Source organism: Paraburkholderia ginsengiterrae, assembly GCF_001645125.1.
In the GTDB taxonomy this organism is placed as follows: Bacteria; Pseudomonadota; Gammaproteobacteria; order Burkholderiales; family Burkholderiaceae; genus Paraburkholderia; species Paraburkholderia ginsengiterrae.
This window is the reverse complement of record NZ_LXKA01000326.1, coordinates 28,515-46,159: the sequence shown is the minus strand read 5'-3', so window position 1 is coordinate 46,159 and position 17,645 is coordinate 28,515. Positions and strand designations below refer to the sequence as shown.

Here is a 17,645-nt window from a genome sequence, read left to right as displayed (position 1 = left end):
GGCTTGTGACTTGTTGCGGGACCTCGCCAATCAGCGGCCAGCTAACCGGCGAAGTGGGGCAAGCGGCTCAAGCTAAATATTACTAAAGCCTGTCAATATACTTTCACATTTACTTCATAAAATCCTCGCGTCATAGCGGCGCGAGCGTGAACCATGTGGTTTTGGGGTAAGTGCGTGCCGGCTGTGCCCACTCCCACGCTACTCCCACACTGGATCACGACAACATGGCCGAGCCGTTCGACCCTTCCCGCCGCAAGGCCCTGAAACTACTCGCTGGCGCGCCGATGCTGCCGCTCGGCGGACTTGCCACCGCTTCGATGCTGACCGCCTGCGGCGGCAGCGACGATCTGGCGACGCCGGCCAAGCCGGTCGCCAACTTCGTCTCCGCGGCGTTCGCCGGCATGGCCGCGCCGACGCTGGCCGATCCCGCGGCCATGGCGAAAACCACCGTCGGATCGAGCTTGACGGTGCAACTGAGCGACGGCAGCAGCCGTGCGTTCAAGCTGGCGTATCAGCCTTTCTTCACGACCGGCGACAATGTGCCCAACATCAAAGGCGGGACGATCCTGGCGGGCGGCTATTTCGACATCAACAATCAGCCGATCGTCGACAAGTCGGTCGCGGGCAAGGAGCGCCAGTTCTACTCCGATTGCCCGGACGGCAGTTCGCTGATCCGTCTGGACAAGCCCACGGTGAAAGGTCTCAAGGGCAATGCGGTGTTCGCGGTCGTGCAGTTCGAATACACCACTCGCGATCAGAGCCTGAAGTCGATGTACGGCCAACTGCCGTCGCCGATCGCCGTGCTGACGCTCGATCAGGATCCGGCCACCGGCAAGCTCACACTGGTGGGTTATTCGAACGTCGATACGTCAAAGGCGCATGGTTTGTGGATTACTTGCGGCGCGAGCCTGTCGCCGTGGAATACGCACCTGTCGAGCGAAGAGTACGAACCGGACGCGACCACGATCGCCGCCAATAGCCAGTTCAAGGGCTTCAGCCGCAGCCTGTATGGCGACGAGACCACCGCGAATCCGTATCACTACGGTCATTTGCCGGAGGTCACCGTCAACCCGGACGGCACCGGCACGATTAGGAAACATTACTGCCTCGGCCGCATCTCGCACGAACTGATTCAGGTGATGCCGGACAAGCGCACCGTGCTGATGGGTGATGACGCAACCAATGGCGGTCTGTTCATGTTCATCGCGGATCGCGAAGCCGATCTGTCGGCGGGCACGCTATATGTCGCGAAGTGGACACAGGTGTCCTCGAGCGGCGCGGGCGCGGCAACGCTTTCGTGGATCAACCTGGGGCACGCGACCAGCGACGAAATCGAGGCGCTCGCCAACCGGCTGCACGCGAGCGACATTCTGGACGTCGCGACCAAAGACCCGGCCGACCCGACCTACACGAAGATCAATTTCAACGGCACCTTCAACTGGGTGCGCATCAAGCCCGGCATGACCCAGGCGGCGACGTTCCTCGAGACGCATCGCTATGCCGCGTTGGACGGCGGCAGCATGGGTTTCACGAAACTCGAAGGCACGACGGTCAATATCAAGGACAAGGTGCTGTATTCGGCCATGTCGCGGATCGAGAAGTCGATGGTACGTGGCAACGCCGCGTCGACCGACGTGGCTGTCGACAAGGCGATCAACGCCGGCGCCGTCTACGCGCTGAATATGCGAGGCGGCCAGCGCGACCGCAGCGGCGCAGCGATCGACAGTGAATGGGTGCCGGTGGACGTGGCCGCGCCCGCGGCGCTGGTGGGCGAGGATCTGCCGGCGGCGGACGCGCTCGGCAATACGGCGAATCCGGAGCGCATTGCCAATCCGGACAACCTCAAGTTCTCCGAGAAGCTGCGCACGCTCTTTATCGGCGAAGACAGCGGCATGCACGTCAACAATTTCCTGTGGGCGTACAACGTCGATACGAAGACGCTCGCGCGCGTGCTGTCATGCCCGGCGGGTGCCGAGTCGACGGGCCTTCATGCGGTCGATGAAATCAACGGCTGGACTTACGTGATGAGCAACTTCCAGCACGTCGGCGATTGGGAGAGTCCGTTGCACGACAAGGTCCAGGCGACGCTCGATCCGCTGGTGCGGGCCAACTACAAGGACCGGTTCGGGGCGACGGTAGGGTATCTGACGGCGGATCCGGCGGGGATCAAGCTGTAGAGGGGAGCGGCGCCGCCGACGTGTCTTAGATCGTCCGGCTGAGGAGGCAGCAAGAGGGATTCTCGCGATAATTTGCGGTTTCCCCTTGGCTGGCCTATGCAGTGGATTTCGATTTTGCGGCAAGGTTATATCGACGTGGCAAGCGTCCGATATGGCCGTTCGCATCTTGTTGCCAGCGCCTTTACGCTTGCGATTCCCGCTTCTGCGAAGTTTGCCTCCATAGCTGCGACCGTCCATGTCGAATACACGTCGCATTGCGTATCGGTCGGGCCAGGCGCCAACGGTCCACTGGATTTCGAGGCGCTTGGCGCTGATTGCCGGATTCTCGACCACCGGCAGGCCGCTCGCGCATTCTGCGCCGCGCGGCATCGTTGGTCTCTTCGACTGCCCACGATCGTTGCCCAGCTTGGTGAGCGGCGTTGCTATTTCACGGGTCAATCGAACTGGCTGGTGATCGAAGACATCACGGAGCGTGGCGACCCGGTCGAATATGAGGTGTTCTTTCGCCTGCGCCGCGCGGGGGCGAGTGCATTGCGGCTCGTGATCGAGAGCGCTTATGTGCGCGATCCGGGCAGAGGACGGGCGGGGATTCCGCGTAACCGGCGCAGCATTGTGCGATTTCGCGTCCTCGCGGCAAAGATATTGAGAGGCGAGTCGATTCGCGATCCGAATCTCAATCGCCATTAGCAGGGGCTCGCCGCCAAACCGCCGGTACGCCGCTGCATTGATTTCGATCCGCTCAAATAGGTGAGGCCCCACAAGGGGGCCTCATAACTTCGCGGGTGCGCTTGATCGGTATGAACCGATGTAACCAGCACGGCTGGACCCTGTCGATCAGGGGGCAGATAGACGCCCTTGCGGGCCCCGGAAAATCCATCTGCATCAATTATAACTCGCACCGCGAGATTTTCGTATCGCTCAATCGGTCATCTGCGCTTCGAGCGGCGCCGCCGCGCCGCCTCAGCTCCGCTTGCAGAAAATCGCGGTGATGAGCGGCGCCACGTGGTGCACGATCGCCGTGCTGCCCGATCCGGCAATCGCGTTCCGCACTTTGGCTTCGCTACCGAACACCACCACGCCGTAGGCCGAGTTGGCGACCGGTTCGCCATTCCCTACGCGGAACATCGGGTCGTCTTTTTCATAGCCCACTACCGCGAACACGCGAAAGCCGTAGGCGGTCAGATCGGCACCGGATACCGGCGAGAAAGCGTTGATCGAGTTGCTCTCCACGCGCGTGGGCTTCGGATCGATCATGTCTTGACGGACGAGATCGGCAATGAACTGATGGCCGCTTTCATTGCACGTGAGCGGTTCGTCGAGCGCGGCGGCGCGGCCGGCGAGCGGTAGCGCGGCAGTCAGAGCAAGGAGTGCAGACGAAATCAAGCGTTTCATAAGTATGAGCGGCGGCCCGGATTCGATATGTAGTGTCTTTGCGACGGGCGGCGGCGCGATGTCGGGACTCGGGAAGCGTTGCGCATCGATGAGATCCCACATGCCAGGCGCAACTGCACTGACACTTTATCGCGATTCAGCCAATCCTGCTTCGGGGCCGCCGGAACGTACGCGAAATGAGAACCAGGTGCTACGAATCTTGCAGACAGAAAGCAAGTTTTTGCGATCCCGTATATATTTCCGGGCTATGACATCGCAGCCCAAAACTCCAATAAATGCTCCGCCTCCCAGGACATGGGACGCCCGGCTTGCCCGCCGGCTCGTGGCCCCGTTCGTCACTGTCGGCTTGTTCCGCTTCCGCCAGCAAACCGCGCTGCACTTTACGCAGATCGTGGCCGGCTATGTGGAGAGCGGCCGGGCCAACATGCCGCACGAAGAAGCGGTGCGCGACCTGCTGCTCGAACGCAGCCAGGTGTTCGATACCGCCGACGTGACCGGCGCGCCCTGGATCGAAATCGACTTTCCGAACGACGTGGCGCGTGCCGGCACCGAGATCCTGCCGCAACTGCAACCGCTCGTTACGGCGTCGCGTTAAATCTGCACTGAGCGTCTTCGCTGACTTACACTAGGCGGCCTAGCAACCCGCCGCTATACCAATGCCTCTTGCCTTAGGCGCTTTCATTGTTCCGCTGATCGTCGCGTGTGCGATGTTCATGGAGAATGTGGACGGCACGGTCATCGTGACGTCGCTGCCGGTCCTGGCACGCGATCTCGGCCAGGACCCCATCACACTCAAGCTCGCCGTGACCGCGTATGTCATCGGCCTCGGCGTCTTCATTCCGATTTGCGGCTGGGTCGCCGATCGCTTCGGTTCACGCACGGTGTTTCGCACGGCCATCGGCATTTTCATGGCCGGTTCGCTGATGTGCGCGGCGTCCACTTCGCTCGGCACCTTCGTGGTTGCGCGCTTCGTGCAGGGCATTGGCGGTGCGATGATGGTGCCGGTCGGGCGCATCATCATCTTCCGCTCAGTGCCGAAGTCCGACTTCATTCGCGCGGTCAATTATCTGACGGTGCCGGCCCTGCTTGGACCGGTGATCGGACCGCCGCTCGGCGGCTTCATCACCACGTATCTGCATTGGCGCCTGATCTTCGTCGTCAACATTCCAATTGGCCTGCTCGGCATCTGGCTCACGAACAAGCACATTGCCAACGTGCGCGAGGCGCATCCCGGCAGGCTGGACTGGACCGGCTTCATATTGTCCGCGGGCGGGGCGTCGCTGTTTATGCTGGGGCTCTCGCTGGTGGGCGGCGAGCTGGTCTCGAACCCGGTGTCGATCGTCATGTGCGTGGCCGGCGTGGTGCTACTGGCGCTGTACGTGCTGTACGCGAGCCGGGTCGAATTGCCTGTGCTCGATCTGCGCCTGTTGCGCATTCCGAGTTTTCACGCGAGCGTGGTGGGCGGCTCGCTGTTTCGCATTGGTCTCGGGGCGGTGCCGTTTCTGCTGCCGCTGGCGTTGCAGGAAGGTCTCGGCATGACGGCGTTCAAGTCGGGGGCGATCACGTGTGCTTCGGCGTTTGGATCGATCTTCATGAAGGCGGCCGCGTCGCGCATCCTGGAGCGTTTCGGATTTCGCACCGTGCTGATGTTCAACGCGGGTTGCGCGGGCCTCGTCATTGCCACGTATGGGCTGTTCTTCCCAGGCACGCCGCATTGGCTGATCTGGTGTGTCGTGCTGTTTGGCGGCTTCTTCCCCTCGTTGCAGTTCACCTCGTTGAATACGCTGGCGTATGCCGATATTCCGAGCCACGACGTGGGCCGCGCGACGAGCGTCGCGAGTGTGATCCAGCAGATTTCGCTGGGCCTTGGCGTGACGATCGCGGGCATCGTGCTGCAAATTTCACATCACGTTCAGGGCCATTCGACCATCGTGTTCGCCGATTTCTGGCCGGCATTTCTGATAGTCGGTTTGTTCTCGTTCCTGTCGATTCCCATCACCGCGCGCCTGCCGCAAGGCGCGGGCGACGAAATTGCGCGTGGCCGGCGCGGCCGCGCGTAAGCCCGAGGCACGCCGCGGTTCGCGCCGCGGCATGCGCGTTGCTGACAACCCTTGTCTCGGGTTTTTCGCGTGCGGCTTTTGCGCCGCATCGAACGGGTGTTTTTGTGTGCCGCAACATGGACCCTACGATAACTAGCGGCTTCGCAAGCAAGTAGATCGCATGCTATAAACCCAAGGCAACTGCAATAGTCAGACGAATGAATCGTCTTGGGGGAATTCGCAATGAGGTTGTTCCGCAACGTCAAATCGTCCGCCAGCGGGTTTGCGCTGGTGGCGCTCGTGTCCGTATCAACCGGTTTCCTCGAAGCGACGCCGGCCTTCGCGAAGCCGCCCGCGAAAGTTCAACCGGCCGTACTGACCGCCTCCGCCATTGCGGTCGCGGACAAATTCAGCGCCGATGCCGCCGAGCAGATCTTCAAGGAAGGCGGCAATGCCGTCGATGCGGCGGTCGCGATCGCCTTTACGCTCGCCGTTACGTATCCGGAAGCGGGCAACATTGGCGGCGGCGGCTTCATGACGCTCTACGTCGACGGCAAGCCCTATTTCCTCGACTATCGCGAGCGCGCCCCACTTGCCGCGACCCGCAACATGTATCTGGACGACAAGGGCGAGGTCATCAAGAACATGAGCCTGTTCGGCTATCGCGCGGTGGGCGTGCCGGGCACCGTCGACGGCATGTGGCAGGCGCAGCGCCGCTTCGGCAAGCTCCAGTGGAAGCAGGTGCTCGCGCCGGCCATTCACTACGCGCGCGACGGCTTCGAGGTCAGCAAGCAGTTGCAGGACCGCCGCGACGACGCCGCGAAAGACTTCGCGGGCAAGACTAACTTCGACACCTACTTCGGCAATCTGAAAGAAGGCGTCAATTTCAAACAGCCTGATCTCGCTGCCGTGCTGCAGCGCATTTCGGATCAAGGCGCGAAAGATTTCTACTCGGGCAAGACGGCGGATCTGATCGCGGCGTCCATGCGTGGCCACGGTCTGATCACCAAGGCCGATCTCCAGCAGTACAAAGCGGTGTGGCGCGAGCCGATCCAGGCTGACTGGAATGGCTATCGCATTGTCACCGCGCCGCCCCCGAGCTCGGGTGGCATCGGTCTCGTGCAACTGCTGAAGATGAAGGCCGATATCGCGCCCGACTTCAAGGACGTCAAGCTCAATTCCGCGCAATACGTGCATCTGATCGCGGAAATCGAGAAGCGTGTCTTCGCCGACCGCGCGCAGTATCTCGGCGACCCGGACTTCTACAAGGTGCCGGTCGCGCAATTGACCGACGACGCGTACATCGCGAAGCGCGCCGGCGAAGTCAATCCGAACGCGCCTTCAGACACGCGCAGCGTTCAGGCCGGCCTTGGCACGTCGATGCCGGAGAAAGCGGAAACCACGCACTTCTCGGTGATCGACAAGTGGGGTAACGCCGTGTCGAACACCTACACCATCAACGGCTATTTCGGCTCGGGCGTGGTGGCGGACCGCACCGGCATAGTGCTGAACGACGAGATGGATGACTTCTCCGCGAAGCCGGGCGTCGCGAATGTGTTCGGCGTGGTGGGCAAAGACGCGAACGCAATCGAGGCGAAGAAGCGCCCGCTCTCCTCGATGACGCCGACCATCCTGACCAAGGACGGCAAGGTGTCGCTCGTGATCGGCACGCCGGGCGGCTCGCGCATCTTCACGTCGATCTTCCAGGTGATCAACAACGTCTACGACTACAACATGCCGCTGCAGGCAGCGGTCGCCGAGATGCGCTTCCATCACCAGCTGTTGCCGCCGAACACGATTTTCTGGGAGCCGTACATGCCGATCAAGGGCGAACTAGCCCAGCAGATCGAAGCCAAGGGCTACAAGCTGGAGGGGCAGGATTTCAGCGGCGACATCCAGGCGATCAAGATCAATGGCACGACGCCGGAAGCCGCCGCCGATCCGCGCGGCCGCGGCGTGACGAGGGTGATCCAGTAAGCGTCTTTGCATGAACCCGCGCGGTGCATCGTACGAGATGGGCCGTTGCCGAACAAAGCCTCGCGTTCTGTCCGAACGCGAGGCTTTTTCGTATTCCGGTGCGAGGCGTGCGAATCAGCCAGCCTGTTCGACCGGCGTCAGCGTCAGTTCCAGCCGCTGCGCGCCGCGCAGCACCGTCACGTTCACGGGCTTGTCGATTCGCGACGCGTCCAGCGTGCGTTGCAGGCTGTCCACGTCCTGCACGGCCAGCGCGTCGATCGCAATGATCGTATCGTCGGCGCGCAGGCCGCCGAGCGCGGCCGGACTCTCCTTGACGATCTCCATGACGTGCACGCCGCTTGCCGAACTCAAGCCGAAATAGCGCTGCACCCGGCGCGACAGCGGCCTCGTCGTGCCCGCCACGCCGATATAGGCTCGACGTACGCGGCCATACGTGAAAATCTGCATGATGACCCACTTCGCGGTGTCGATCGCGGTGGCAAAGCAGATCGCCTGCGCGCCGGGAATGATCGCGGTATTCACGCCGATCACCTGGCCGGCCGAATTGATCAGCGGGCCGCCCGAATTACCGGGATTGAGCGCGGCATCGGTTTGGATCACGTCGTAGATCATGCGGCCTGAGTTCGAACGCAGCGAGCGGCCGAGCGCCGACACGACGCCGGTTGTCACGGTCTGCGCAAGGCCGAGCGGATTGCCGACGGCAATCGCGATCTGTCCCACGCGCAGCTTCGACGACTCGCCAAGCTCGACGTGGGGCAACGGCTCGGGCGACCCGATGCGCAGGACAGCCAGATCGCTGCCGGGATCGTCGCCGACCAGATCGGCGTCGAAGGTCGCGCCGTCGGCGAGCGTCACCTTGATATGGGTGGCGCCATGCACGACGTGGCTGTTGGTGAGCAGATAGCCGTCGGGTGTGAACAGAAAGCCCGAACCGGTGCCGCCGCGCACGCCGTGCCCGCGGCCGGACGCCTCGCCAGGCAGCCGGCGCTCGACGGAAATGAAGGCAACCGCCTGCTGAACGCGTTCCAGCGCACCGATCACGGTGCGGGAATAGGCGTCGAGCAGAGCGTCGTCGGATAAAGGATTGCGTGTCTCGGGCCCGGGGGCGTCGGATGCGGCGCGCGACAGGTCATCGACGAAGCGTGGACGGCTTCCCATGGCGATGCTCCGGATAATCGGAAGACGCAGATGCGGGGCGGCGCAAGGGTTTTCAAGTGCGCATACGGACAGAGCGGGCAGCACAGGCTGTGAGACACTTTCCAAGCTCACGCCAATGAGCTCACGCCAATAATCCGGCATGCGCCGTGCTCGATACGGAAGGCGCTGACCACGCCAAGGAGACAGCCGCCATGAATCAACCTGCCACGTCAGCCGCTTCGGGTGCGCCGACCGAAGAACCGCGCATCGAATCGCTCAGCGCCATCACGCTCGCCACCCGCGACATGCCGCGCGCCGTGCTGTTTTACGAAGCGCTAGGCTTCCCGATGAAATTCGGCGGTCCGCAGGAGGCGTTTACATCGTTTGCGTTCGGCGGCGCGTATCTGAACCTGATCGTCGATACGCGAGCGCCGGTGGCCTGGTGGGGCCGCGTGATCATTCACGTGTCCGATGTCGACGCGCTTTACCGCAAGGCGCTGGCGGCAGGGCTCACGCCGCTGTTCGAACCCGCCGATGCGCCGTGGGGCGAGCGCTACTTTCACATTACCGATCCGGACGGCCACGAACTCAGTTTCGCAAAACCGTTGCGTTAGCGCCGGGCCCAAGGGTAAAACTCGCTATGATGGGCGTCGATAACGCGTGGCTGCGATCGGCGCAGCGGCATTGGTAACACGGCTGACACCTGCCGCTTCGATAATCGAACGCCTCCGCGTCGCGCTTGCCGACGCGCGCCTAACCATGTCCGTTGCCGGGAGAGCCGCAATGAAAGAGCTGGATCCGAGACCTGACGCCGAAATCATGGCAGAGCGGCAGCGCCGCTTCGAAGAGGACCTTATCGACGCGTACGACGAGGAACTCGAAATGGAGGTCGACGACCGCATCATCGATGGCGCGGAGGGTTTCACGCCCGAGCATCGCGAGGCGCGCAAAGTGTACTTTCGCGAGTTGTTCCGGCTGCAGGGCGAACTCGTCAAGTTGCAGGACTGGATCGTGCAGACCGGTCATCGGCTGGTGGTGATTTTCGAGGGGCGTGACGCGGCCGGCAAGGGCGGGGCGATCAAACGCATCACGCAGCGGCTCAATCCGCGTGTCTGCCGCGTGGCGGCGCTGCCCGCACCGAATAACCGCGAACGCACGCAATGGTATTTCCAACGTTACGTCTCGCATCTGCCGGCGGGCGGCGAAATGGTGCTGTTCGACCGGAGCTGGTACAACCGCGCGGGCGTCGAACGCGTGATGAATTTTTGCACCGACCAGGAATACGAAGAGTTCTTCCGCTCGGTGCCGGAGTTCGAAAAGATGCTGGCACGCAGCGGCGTGCAGATTCTCAAATACTGGTTTTCGATTACCGACGAAGAGCAGGAAATCCGCTTCCAGAACCGCATTCACGATCCGCTGAAGCAATGGAAACTGAGTCCCATGGACCTTGAAAGCCGGCGCCGTTGGGAAGCCTATACGCAAGCCAAGGAAGTGATGCTGCAGCGCTCGCATATTCCCGAGGCGCCGTGGTGGGTCGTGCAGGCCGTCGACAAGAAGCGCGCGCGCCTGAATTGCATTCATCACCTGCTGAGCCAGGTGCCGTATCACGAGATCGAGCATCCGCAGATCGAACTGCCGCAGCGCGTATATCACGACGAGTACAGCCGGCAGCCGGTGCCGCCCGCGATTATCGTGCCTGAGGTGTATTGATCGCTTTATTGATTGCCCGACGGCGGTTGGGCAAATAAAAAGCGCGTTCATCGAACGCGCTTTTTTTCTGTCACGGCCGGTCCGAAGACCGGCCGCCGCGTGGGCTTAGAACACCGCGCGGAACAACCAGTACAAACCTGCCGCCAGTGCGATCGACACCGGCAGCGTCAGCACCCAGGCGAGGATCAGGCTGCGCACCGTGCTCCATTGCAGGCCGGAGCCGTTGGCCGCCATCGTGCCGGCCACACCCGAGGACAGCACGTGCGTGGTCGAGACCGGCAAGCCGTACAGGTCGGCGGCGCCGATGGTCAGCATCGCCACCGCTTCAGCCGATGCACCCTGGCCGTACGTGAGATGCTGCTTGCCGATCTTCTCGCCGACCGTCACGACAATGCGCTTCCAGCCCACCATCGTGCCGGGGCCGAGGGCAATCGCCACCGCGACCTTCACCCAGGTCGGAATGAATTTGGTGGCGTGATCGGTTTGTGACTTGAAGTTGCTGATCGCATTGGCGTCCTCGGGCGAGAAAGCCGGCTGGCCGGATTTCATCATCAGACGAATCGCCTCGGATGCCACGTACATGTTGTTGCGCACGTTATCGACAATGCCTTGCGGCACGGCGGCCATCGAACCCGACGCGGTGACCTGGCTGCCAATCATGTCGGTCAGTTGCTGCAAGGCCGGCACGGTGGCGGGCGTGAGCTGGCGGGTGCGCACGTAAGCTTCGACATCGGCACGGGGATTGGCCGAAGGCGCGGCGCCTTGCGTGTATTTGGCGAGCGTGGCCGAAGTCTGATGCGCGACGGCGATGAAGGTCTGCGTTTCCGCCGGCGTCACGGCCTTGTTCAGGGCATAGGCGGTCGGCACCGTGCCGATCAGGATCAGCATGATGAGGCCCATGCCTTTCTGGCCGTCGTTCGAACCGTGCGCAAACGAAACGCCCGTGCAGGTCAGAATCAGCAGGCAGCGGATCCAGAACGGCGGTGGTTCCTTGCCTTTGGGTTCGGCATACAACGCGGGAACGCGCACCACGGCTTTCAGGATCAGCAGGAGCAAGCCCGACGCAAGAAAGCCTATTATTGGCGAAAACAGCAGCGACTTGCCGACGCCGAGCGCCTGATTCCAGTCCACGCCGCTCGTGCCGTTGGCGCCGTGCATCAGCTGATTCATCAGACCGACGCCGATGATCGAACCGATCAGCGTATGCGAGCTCGACGACGGCAGGCCGAAATACCAGGTGCCCAGATTCCAGATGATCGCGGCGATCAGCAAGGCGAACACCATCGCAAAGCCGGCGCTGCTGCCTACCTGAAGAATCAGTTCGACGGGAAGCAACTGCAGAACGCCGAACGCGACTGCGCCGGTCGAGGTGAGCACGCCGAGAAAATTCCAGCTGCCCGACCATACCACCGCAAGATTCGGCGCGAGCGAATGCGTATAGATCACGGTCGCGACCGCGTTCGCCGTGTCATGAAAGCCATTGACGAATTCGAAGCCCAGCGCGATCACGAGCGCAATACCGAGCAGGAAATAAGGCAGAACGGAGCTTTCGCGAACGGGTTGCAGATCATCCGTCAGGTGTATGGCGCAGTAAACGGCGCCGACCAGAATCACCGCGAGGAAGATCATGAGGCTGATACTGCGCCCCTTTCCGCCGGCAGCGCCTGGTTGTGGATACGAAAGTTCCGGCATGACGTGAGCCTCAAGGTTGATAGCGGAGTTTTCGATCCTGCGGGGGCTGTGTGTCGTAACGATGACAATCGCGTGACGCCCCGGCAGGACACGGCTCCGCAAGGGCGCGCCGATTCGAAGTACTGTCTGCGGATTGTCGGATTCCGATGATCAGTTATCCGAAAAGAACGGTGCGGCTCGGAACGCGATGAGGCGGCCACCACTTCGTGCGCAGCGCCGTCACGTCAGTTAAAGATAGTCGCTCGCAAGGCGCTGCGCCATCGAACCGGGAAAAACGATCACGCTTGCTGCAAGGTACGCCGCGCGCGCGTCGGATCATGCGTTCAGGCTATGAATTGACGTGCATCAGGCTCGCGAATTCCCGCCAGGACAGATTTTTGCTAGGCTGTCGGTAAGGTGATTTCGAGAACCTTCAATGAAGCGCGAGAGCCTGAAAGTCGACAAACGATCCGCCGAAACCGATCCGGCTGACAAAACGCTTTCGGCGCAGGCGGCCTTCGTGTCGTATGCGGCGCCTCTTGTCGATCATGCAATCGAATCCGCCGGTCTGCTGCGCGAGGACGCGTCGCCGGAAGCGCTGCACAAGCTGCGCGTGGCGCTAAGGCGTTTGCGTTCCCTGTGGTGGGCCTTCGAGCCGCTGCTCGAAAAGGGCGAGAATACGCGCCAACGGGCGCTCTATCAGGATCTGGCCACGGCTGCCGGCAAGACGCGCGACTGGGACATTCTGATCGAATTGCTTGCGCAAAACGAGAACACCACGCGCGAGGGCGCCCATGACATCGCGCCCAAACTCCAGGAAGCGCGCTGCAGCGCGTTGGCGAGCAGCCGCGAAACGCTCTCGAACGCGGACGTCAAACACCTGTTGCACGAGGCCTTGGCAAGCACCGCCAAAGAGCTCAATACAGCGCACGAGCGCATGCCGCTGCGCCAGTTTGCCGACCAACGCGTCGCTGCTTCGGAGCGTACGCTGCGCAAGCGGATGAAACGCGCACGGCGCGCGAAGCGCGCCAACTACACGGCGTTCCACAACGTCAGGAAGGCGGGCAAGAAGCTGCGTTATCTGCTCGAGTTTTTCGAGCCAATTCTCAGCGGTGACCACAAACGCATGCTCAGGCGTTTGAATCAGATTCAGAAACGTTTCGGCACGCTGAACGATGTTGTCGCCAGCGAGGTATTGCTGCACGACAATGCCGCCTTGTTCGCCGGATCCGGCGACACCGATGCGGCGCTCCAGTGGCTCAGGAAGGAGCGCAAGCGCAGAATGCGGGCGGCGGCCGGGTTGCTGCGCAAGCTATAACAGACCCGCGAACAGCCGTCGTCACGTACCTTGATCGCCGCGTGGCGCGACGCCGCGCAGCGTGATTGCGCCGCGAGCCTCGTCGCGCGATTCCCGCGCAGCGTGGCCGGAAGCAGGTTCGCCGGCCGGTGTGGGCGGTTCGACCGGAAAGCCGCGCCGCTGCCACGCATCGAGCCCGCCGCGCAGCGCGCGAATCCGCGTGTAGCCGTGCTCGCGCATGTGCTGCGTCATCTCGACCGCGGTCGCGCTATCCGGGCACACGCAATAGATCACCGTGTCGTGCGCCCGCAGTGCGCCGTCGATCTGCTCCGGCGAATCGGGATTGAGCGTGAGCGCGCCGGGGATGCGGTGCGGTGCTTCGAACACCGGCGCTTGCGGGCGCGCGTCGAGCACCTTGGGCGGCGCGAGGCGCGGCCATCCCAAGGCGGTTGTCCGCGCCGCTTCGGCGCGGGTCGCGTCCGCGAGACGCCGGCGGTCGCGGCGGCGCTGCTGGAGGCGAAACACCAGATAGACCAGCGTCGCGGCCGCCAGAATATCGATGACCGTGCCGCCACGCGCCCGGACGAAATCGAGCAGCATATGCAACTCCCGTTCCGCGGCGGCGCCGCCCAGCAGCCAGAACGTGGCCCACGCCAGAACGCCGGCCAGATCCCAGACAGCGTAGATGCGGACGTCGACGGCGGTTGCGCCCATCAGCGGCGGGGTGATCAGTCCGAGTCCGGGGACGAACTTCGAGATCGAAACGAGAGGCACGCCGAAGCGCTCGAATAGCGCGCGCGCTTTATCCACTTTGGAATCGATGGCAGGAGAAAGCCGCCCGAAGGCGGCGATCAGCTTGCGGCCATAGAGGCGTCCGGCCGTGAACCATGTGCCGTCGCCGATCAGCGCGCCGGCCGTCGCGGCGCCGAGCGTCGGCCAGAAAGGCAGGGTGCCCGAAGCAATGGCGGAGCCCGCGAAGAGCAGCACCGGCACGGCGGGAATCGGCACGCCGAGGCGCGTCAACAGGACGTTGACGAAGACGAACGCGCTGCCCCAGGCCGATACCGCCGATGACGGAAATACTATCAATTGAGGCGCTCCCGTTGTCGCGGTTGGACCGGCGCGGCGCTTGGCTTGCCATTCGACGGTCGTTCCGTCTGCTCAGGATACTCGATGGCTTTGCCGCGAGGCCAGCCTTGATCATGCAATCCTGAGCTAGCCGACACAACGCATGGGCGAGCGCCTGCTCTGCAATTTCGTTCAAGACCGCCGGCCGCCTGGCTCCTAACCTGCGTGCTTGTTCTCAACATTAGGACAGCACCATGAATTCTCGGTATGCCGGATACCTGTTTTGCGCGCTGGCGATGGTCGGCGTCGGCAGCACGGTGGTGGTCAGCAAGTCGATCGCGGCAGGATTGCCGCCCTTCAGCGCGACCGCGCTGCGGTTTGCGATAGCGTTTCCCCTGTTCGTGCTGGTCATGCGCTGGCGCGGCGTGCGCTGGCCGCGTCTGGACCGGCGCGACACGTTGCTGGTGATCGCTCAGGCGGGGGCGGGCAGCGTCGGTTATACGGTGCTGCTCATCAGCGGAATGAAGCTGGCCTCGGCTACCGATGCCGGCGTAATTGCCGGCACCTTGCCCGCCGTCTCGGCGGCGGTCGCCATGCTCGCGCTCGGCGAGCGCCCGGCGCCCGCGCTGATAGGCGCGATCGTGCTCGCGACCGCGGGCGTGCTGGTGTGCACCGTGCATCCCGGCGAGTTCACCGCGCCGCGCGCGGCGGGCTCGCTGCTGGGCAACGCGCTCGTGCTCGCGGCGATCGTCTGCGAGGCGCTGTTTATTCTCCTCAATCGCAAGCTGCGCACGGCGGTGGCGCCGCTGCCGCTGTCGGCGCTGATGTGCGGCATCGGCTTCGCGGTAGCGATCGTGCCTGCCTGCTTCGAAAGGCCGTGGGCCTTGGCGGTCGATGCGAGTGCGCTCGCCGGCGTGCTGTATTACGCGCTGGTGCCGACCGTGGCGGGTTTCGTGCTTTGGTATGCGGGCGCCGAGCGCATCAGCGGTGCCGAAGCGGGATTGATGACCGCGCTCGTGCCGGTGAGCGCGGTGGCGCTCGCCGCGCTGGTGTTGGGCGAACCGGTCAGCCCGGCGCAACTGGCGGGGGTGGCGTGCGTGCTGGGCGCGGTGCTGCTGGCTACCTTCGGGCAGATGCGGAGGGCGCGCCGTGCGGCGGTCGGCATTGATGCCAATCGCGCCGCTTAACGAACCGCAACCCGAACCGCCGCCCGCGCCACCACTCAGGTATTGGCGACCGACACCACGCCCGGATTGCCGACGATCGACAGAAACTCGCGGCGCGTCGACGGATCCGTGCGGAACGTGCCGAGCATGCGCGAGGTCACCATCGTCACGCCGGCCTTGTGCACACCGCGCGTGGACATGCATTGATGCGCGGCCTCGAGAATCACGCCGACGCCGGCCGGCTGCAGCACCTCGTTCAAGGTGTCCGCGATCTGCACGGTCATCTTTTCCTGGATCTGCAGGCGTTTGGCGAACGCATCCACGAGACGCGCCAGCTTCGAGATGCCGACCACCCGATGCTCCGGCAGATACGCGACATGCGCGCGCCCGATAATCGGCACCATGTGATGCTCGCAATAGCTTTCGAAGCGGATGTCTTTCAGCACGATCATTTCGTCGTAGCCGTCCACCTCGGAGAAGGTGCGGGCCAGAATTTCGCGCGGGTCGACCTGATAGCCCGCGTAAAACTCCTCGTACGAGCGCACCACGCGCGCCGGCGTATCGAGCAGGCCTTCACGCGCCGGATCGTCGCCGGCCCAGCGCAGCAGCACACGCACGGCCGCTTCGGCTTCTTCGCGGCTCGGACGCTCCGCGGCGGCGACGGGTTTGGTTTTCTTTGCCTTGCTGCTGGTCATCCGTGACTCCTCCGGGATCGCGCGTCGGCGCTATGCGCAGCGCGCGGGGTCAATGAGTGCGGCCATTGTTCCATGTTTCGTGCCGCATCGTGCCGATGCCCCCTTTCACTGTCGGGGCGTGGCGGGGTTCAACGCTGATGAGCGCCTCTCATTTCGGCCACTCGTCCATCGCGTCGTTGAAGAGTTCGGCGACCACGCCACGCAGCCAGCTTGCGCGCGGATCGTTATGAAACTTGCGATGCCAATGCTGCCGCAGATCGAAGCGCGGCAGCGGCAGCGGCGGTTCGACCAGCATGATCGACGCATGCTCCGATACGTACGCGAAGCCGATCGCATGCGGCACCGTCGCGAGCAGATCGGTGCGCGCGAGGATGAACGGCAGGCTCATGAAGTGGGGCGTCTCCAGCACGGCGCGACGCTTGATGCGCTTCTTCTCGAGGAATTGCTCGAGGACTTCCTGGCTGCGTCCTTCCGAGCGCACGACGGCGTGGCCCGACGCCACGAACTGCGCCAGCGTCAACGGCGCTTTCGAAAGCGGATGGCCGGTGCGCATCAGACAGATGAACCGATGCGTGAAGAGCCGTTGCTGGAAGAAGTTGTTGCCGGCCAGGTCGGGGAAGTAGCCGACCGCGAGATCGACGTCGCCCGATTCGAGCCCGCGCTCCACCTGCGACGGTGAGAGCGTCACCGAGCGCAGATTCGCGAACGGCGCGCGTTCGGCGAAGAGTTGCAGAAGCCGTGGCAGAAATACGATCTCGCCGACGTCGGAGAGGGCGAGAGAAAAAGTGTGAGTGCTGGTGGCCGGGTCGAACTCCTGCACGTCGAGCATGCCTTTCTCGATGCGCAGCACGGCGTCGCGGGCGGCAGGCAGGATGGCGAGCGCGCGTGGCGTGGGTTCCATGCCTTTGGACGTGCGCACGAAGAGCGGATCGTCGAAGTACTCCCGCAGCTTTCCCAGCGCGGTGCTCACGCGAGGCTGGCTCACGCCGAGCTGTTCGGCCGCGCGGCTGACATTGCGCGTCTCCTCCATGGCAACCAGGAAGGGGATCAGGTTGAGATCCAGGTTCGTCTCGGACATGTTTCTATGATCTGCGGCACAGGGTGGCGTATTTGATATGCCTATAGAGGGTAGCTCAATTATCTCGACGGCGGATAGCGCGATCTTCGTCGCTGCTGCCGCTGGGCTGTGCATCGCTCCTTCCTTGTGCGCGGTTAAAACCTATCATTAGGGAGAATTCCCATCCTTGACAAGCCACCCGAACGGCAACCATAATCGCTCCAGCGTTCGCTAAACGAATCAGTGTTCGTGTAACGAA

General features: G+C 63.1%; 14 protein-coding genes and 1 pseudogene. 9 read left to right on the top strand and 6 right to left on the bottom strand.

All coding sequences use genetic code 11. From position 1 onward, the window contains the following. Positions 1–224: 224 nt before the first annotated feature. Positions 225–2,177 (top strand): PhoX family protein, encoded by a 1,953-nt coding sequence (locus A6V37_RS22235; RefSeq protein WP_064286353.1) that lies wholly within the window; start codon positions 225–227, stop codon positions 2,175–2,177. Between the two features lie 96 nt (positions 2,178–2,273). Then, on the top strand, positions 2,274–2,864 hold the full coding sequence (locus A6V37_RS22230; protein ID WP_064267420.1) for a hypothetical protein: 591 nt from the start codon (positions 2,274–2,276) through the stop codon (positions 2,862–2,864). A 273-nt stretch (positions 2,865–3,137) separates the two neighbouring features. On the opposite strand, the gene A6V37_RS22225 is transcribed toward A6V37_RS22230, so the two are convergent. Beyond that, a complete protein-coding gene (locus A6V37_RS22225; RefSeq protein WP_064267458.1) occupies positions 3,138–3,569 on the bottom strand; it encodes a hypothetical protein in 432 nt (143 codons plus the stop codon). A gap of 337 nt (positions 3,570–3,906) precedes the next feature. Here A6V37_RS22225 and A6V37_RS22220 point away from each other — a divergent pair. The 3 genes and pseudogenes from A6V37_RS22220 to ggt all read left to right on the top strand — a co-directional run. After that, positions 3,907–4,164 (top strand): annotated as a pseudogene (locus A6V37_RS22220) (phosphocholine cytidylyltransferase family protein); the annotation flags it as partial. A gap of 61 nt (positions 4,165–4,225) precedes the next feature. Next, positions 4,226–5,629: an MFS transporter gene (locus A6V37_RS22215; RefSeq protein ID WP_064267419.1), complete on the top strand. Its 1,404-nt coding sequence runs from the start codon at positions 4,226–4,228 to the stop codon at positions 5,627–5,629. Positions 5,630–5,851: 222 nt separating this feature from the next. Further along, a complete protein-coding gene (ggt, locus tag A6V37_RS22210; protein ID WP_064286352.1) occupies positions 5,852–7,585 on the top strand; it encodes a gamma-glutamyltransferase in 1,734 nt (577 codons plus the stop codon). A gap of 114 nt (positions 7,586–7,699) precedes the next feature. On the opposite strand, the gene A6V37_RS22205 is transcribed toward ggt, so the two are convergent. Beyond that, a complete protein-coding gene (locus A6V37_RS22205; RefSeq protein ID WP_064267417.1) occupies positions 7,700–8,743 on the bottom strand; it encodes a S1C family serine protease in 1,044 nt (347 codons plus the stop codon). A 191-nt stretch (positions 8,744–8,934) separates the two neighbouring features. Between A6V37_RS22205 and A6V37_RS22200 the strand changes: the two genes are divergently transcribed. Together A6V37_RS22200 and ppk2 are read left to right on the top strand one after the other, a co-directional pair. Further along, positions 8,935–9,336: a VOC family protein gene (locus A6V37_RS22200; protein WP_064267416.1), complete on the top strand. Its 402-nt coding sequence runs from the start codon at positions 8,935–8,937 to the stop codon at positions 9,334–9,336. 169 nt (positions 9,337–9,505) lie between these two features. Further along, positions 9,506–10,432 carry a polyphosphate kinase 2 gene (gene ppk2 / locus A6V37_RS22195; protein WP_064267415.1) on the top strand — a complete coding sequence of 309 codons (927 nt, stop codon included), beginning with the start codon at positions 9,506–9,508 and terminating at the stop codon, positions 10,430–10,432. 105 nt (positions 10,433–10,537) lie between these two features. Here the strand turns inward: ppk2 and A6V37_RS22190 are convergent, their stop codons facing one another. Next, a complete protein-coding gene (locus A6V37_RS22190) occupies positions 10,538–12,124 on the bottom strand; it encodes an inorganic phosphate transporter (protein WP_064286351.1) in 1,587 nt (528 codons plus the stop codon). Between the two features lie 415 nt (positions 12,125–12,539). On the opposite strand from A6V37_RS22190, the gene A6V37_RS22185 reads away from it, so the two are divergent. Beyond that, positions 12,540–13,421 (top strand): CHAD domain-containing protein, encoded by an 882-nt coding sequence (locus A6V37_RS22185; RefSeq protein WP_082902671.1) that lies wholly within the window; start codon positions 12,540–12,542, stop codon positions 13,419–13,421. A 21-nt stretch (positions 13,422–13,442) separates the two neighbouring features. Here A6V37_RS22185 and A6V37_RS22180 read toward each other — a convergent pair whose 3' ends face one another. Further along, positions 13,443–14,489 carry a VTT domain-containing protein gene (locus tag A6V37_RS22180; RefSeq protein ID WP_064286350.1) on the bottom strand — a complete coding sequence of 349 codons (1,047 nt, stop codon included), beginning with the start codon at positions 14,487–14,489 and terminating at the stop codon, positions 13,443–13,445. Between the two features lie 233 nt (positions 14,490–14,722). On the opposite strand from A6V37_RS22180, the gene A6V37_RS22175 reads away from it, so the two are divergent. Beyond that, the gene (locus tag A6V37_RS22175) at positions 14,723–15,655 is read left to right on the top strand and encodes a DMT family transporter (protein ID WP_064267412.1); all 933 of its coding nucleotides are present in this window, start codon (positions 14,723–14,725) and stop codon (positions 15,653–15,655) included. A 35-nt stretch (positions 15,656–15,690) separates the two neighbouring features. Here the strand turns inward: A6V37_RS22175 and folE are convergent, their stop codons facing one another. Together folE and A6V37_RS22165 are read right to left on the bottom strand one after the other, a co-directional pair. Continuing rightward, a complete protein-coding gene (gene folE, locus A6V37_RS22170) occupies positions 15,691–16,329 on the bottom strand; it encodes a GTP cyclohydrolase I FolE (RefSeq protein ID WP_064267411.1) in 639 nt (212 codons plus the stop codon). Between the two features lie 148 nt (positions 16,330–16,477). Then, positions 16,478–17,407 carry a LysR family transcriptional regulator gene (locus A6V37_RS22165; RefSeq protein WP_064286349.1) on the bottom strand — a complete coding sequence of 310 codons (930 nt, stop codon included), beginning with the start codon at positions 17,405–17,407 and terminating at the stop codon, positions 16,478–16,480. Positions 17,408–17,645: the final 238 nt, after the last annotated feature.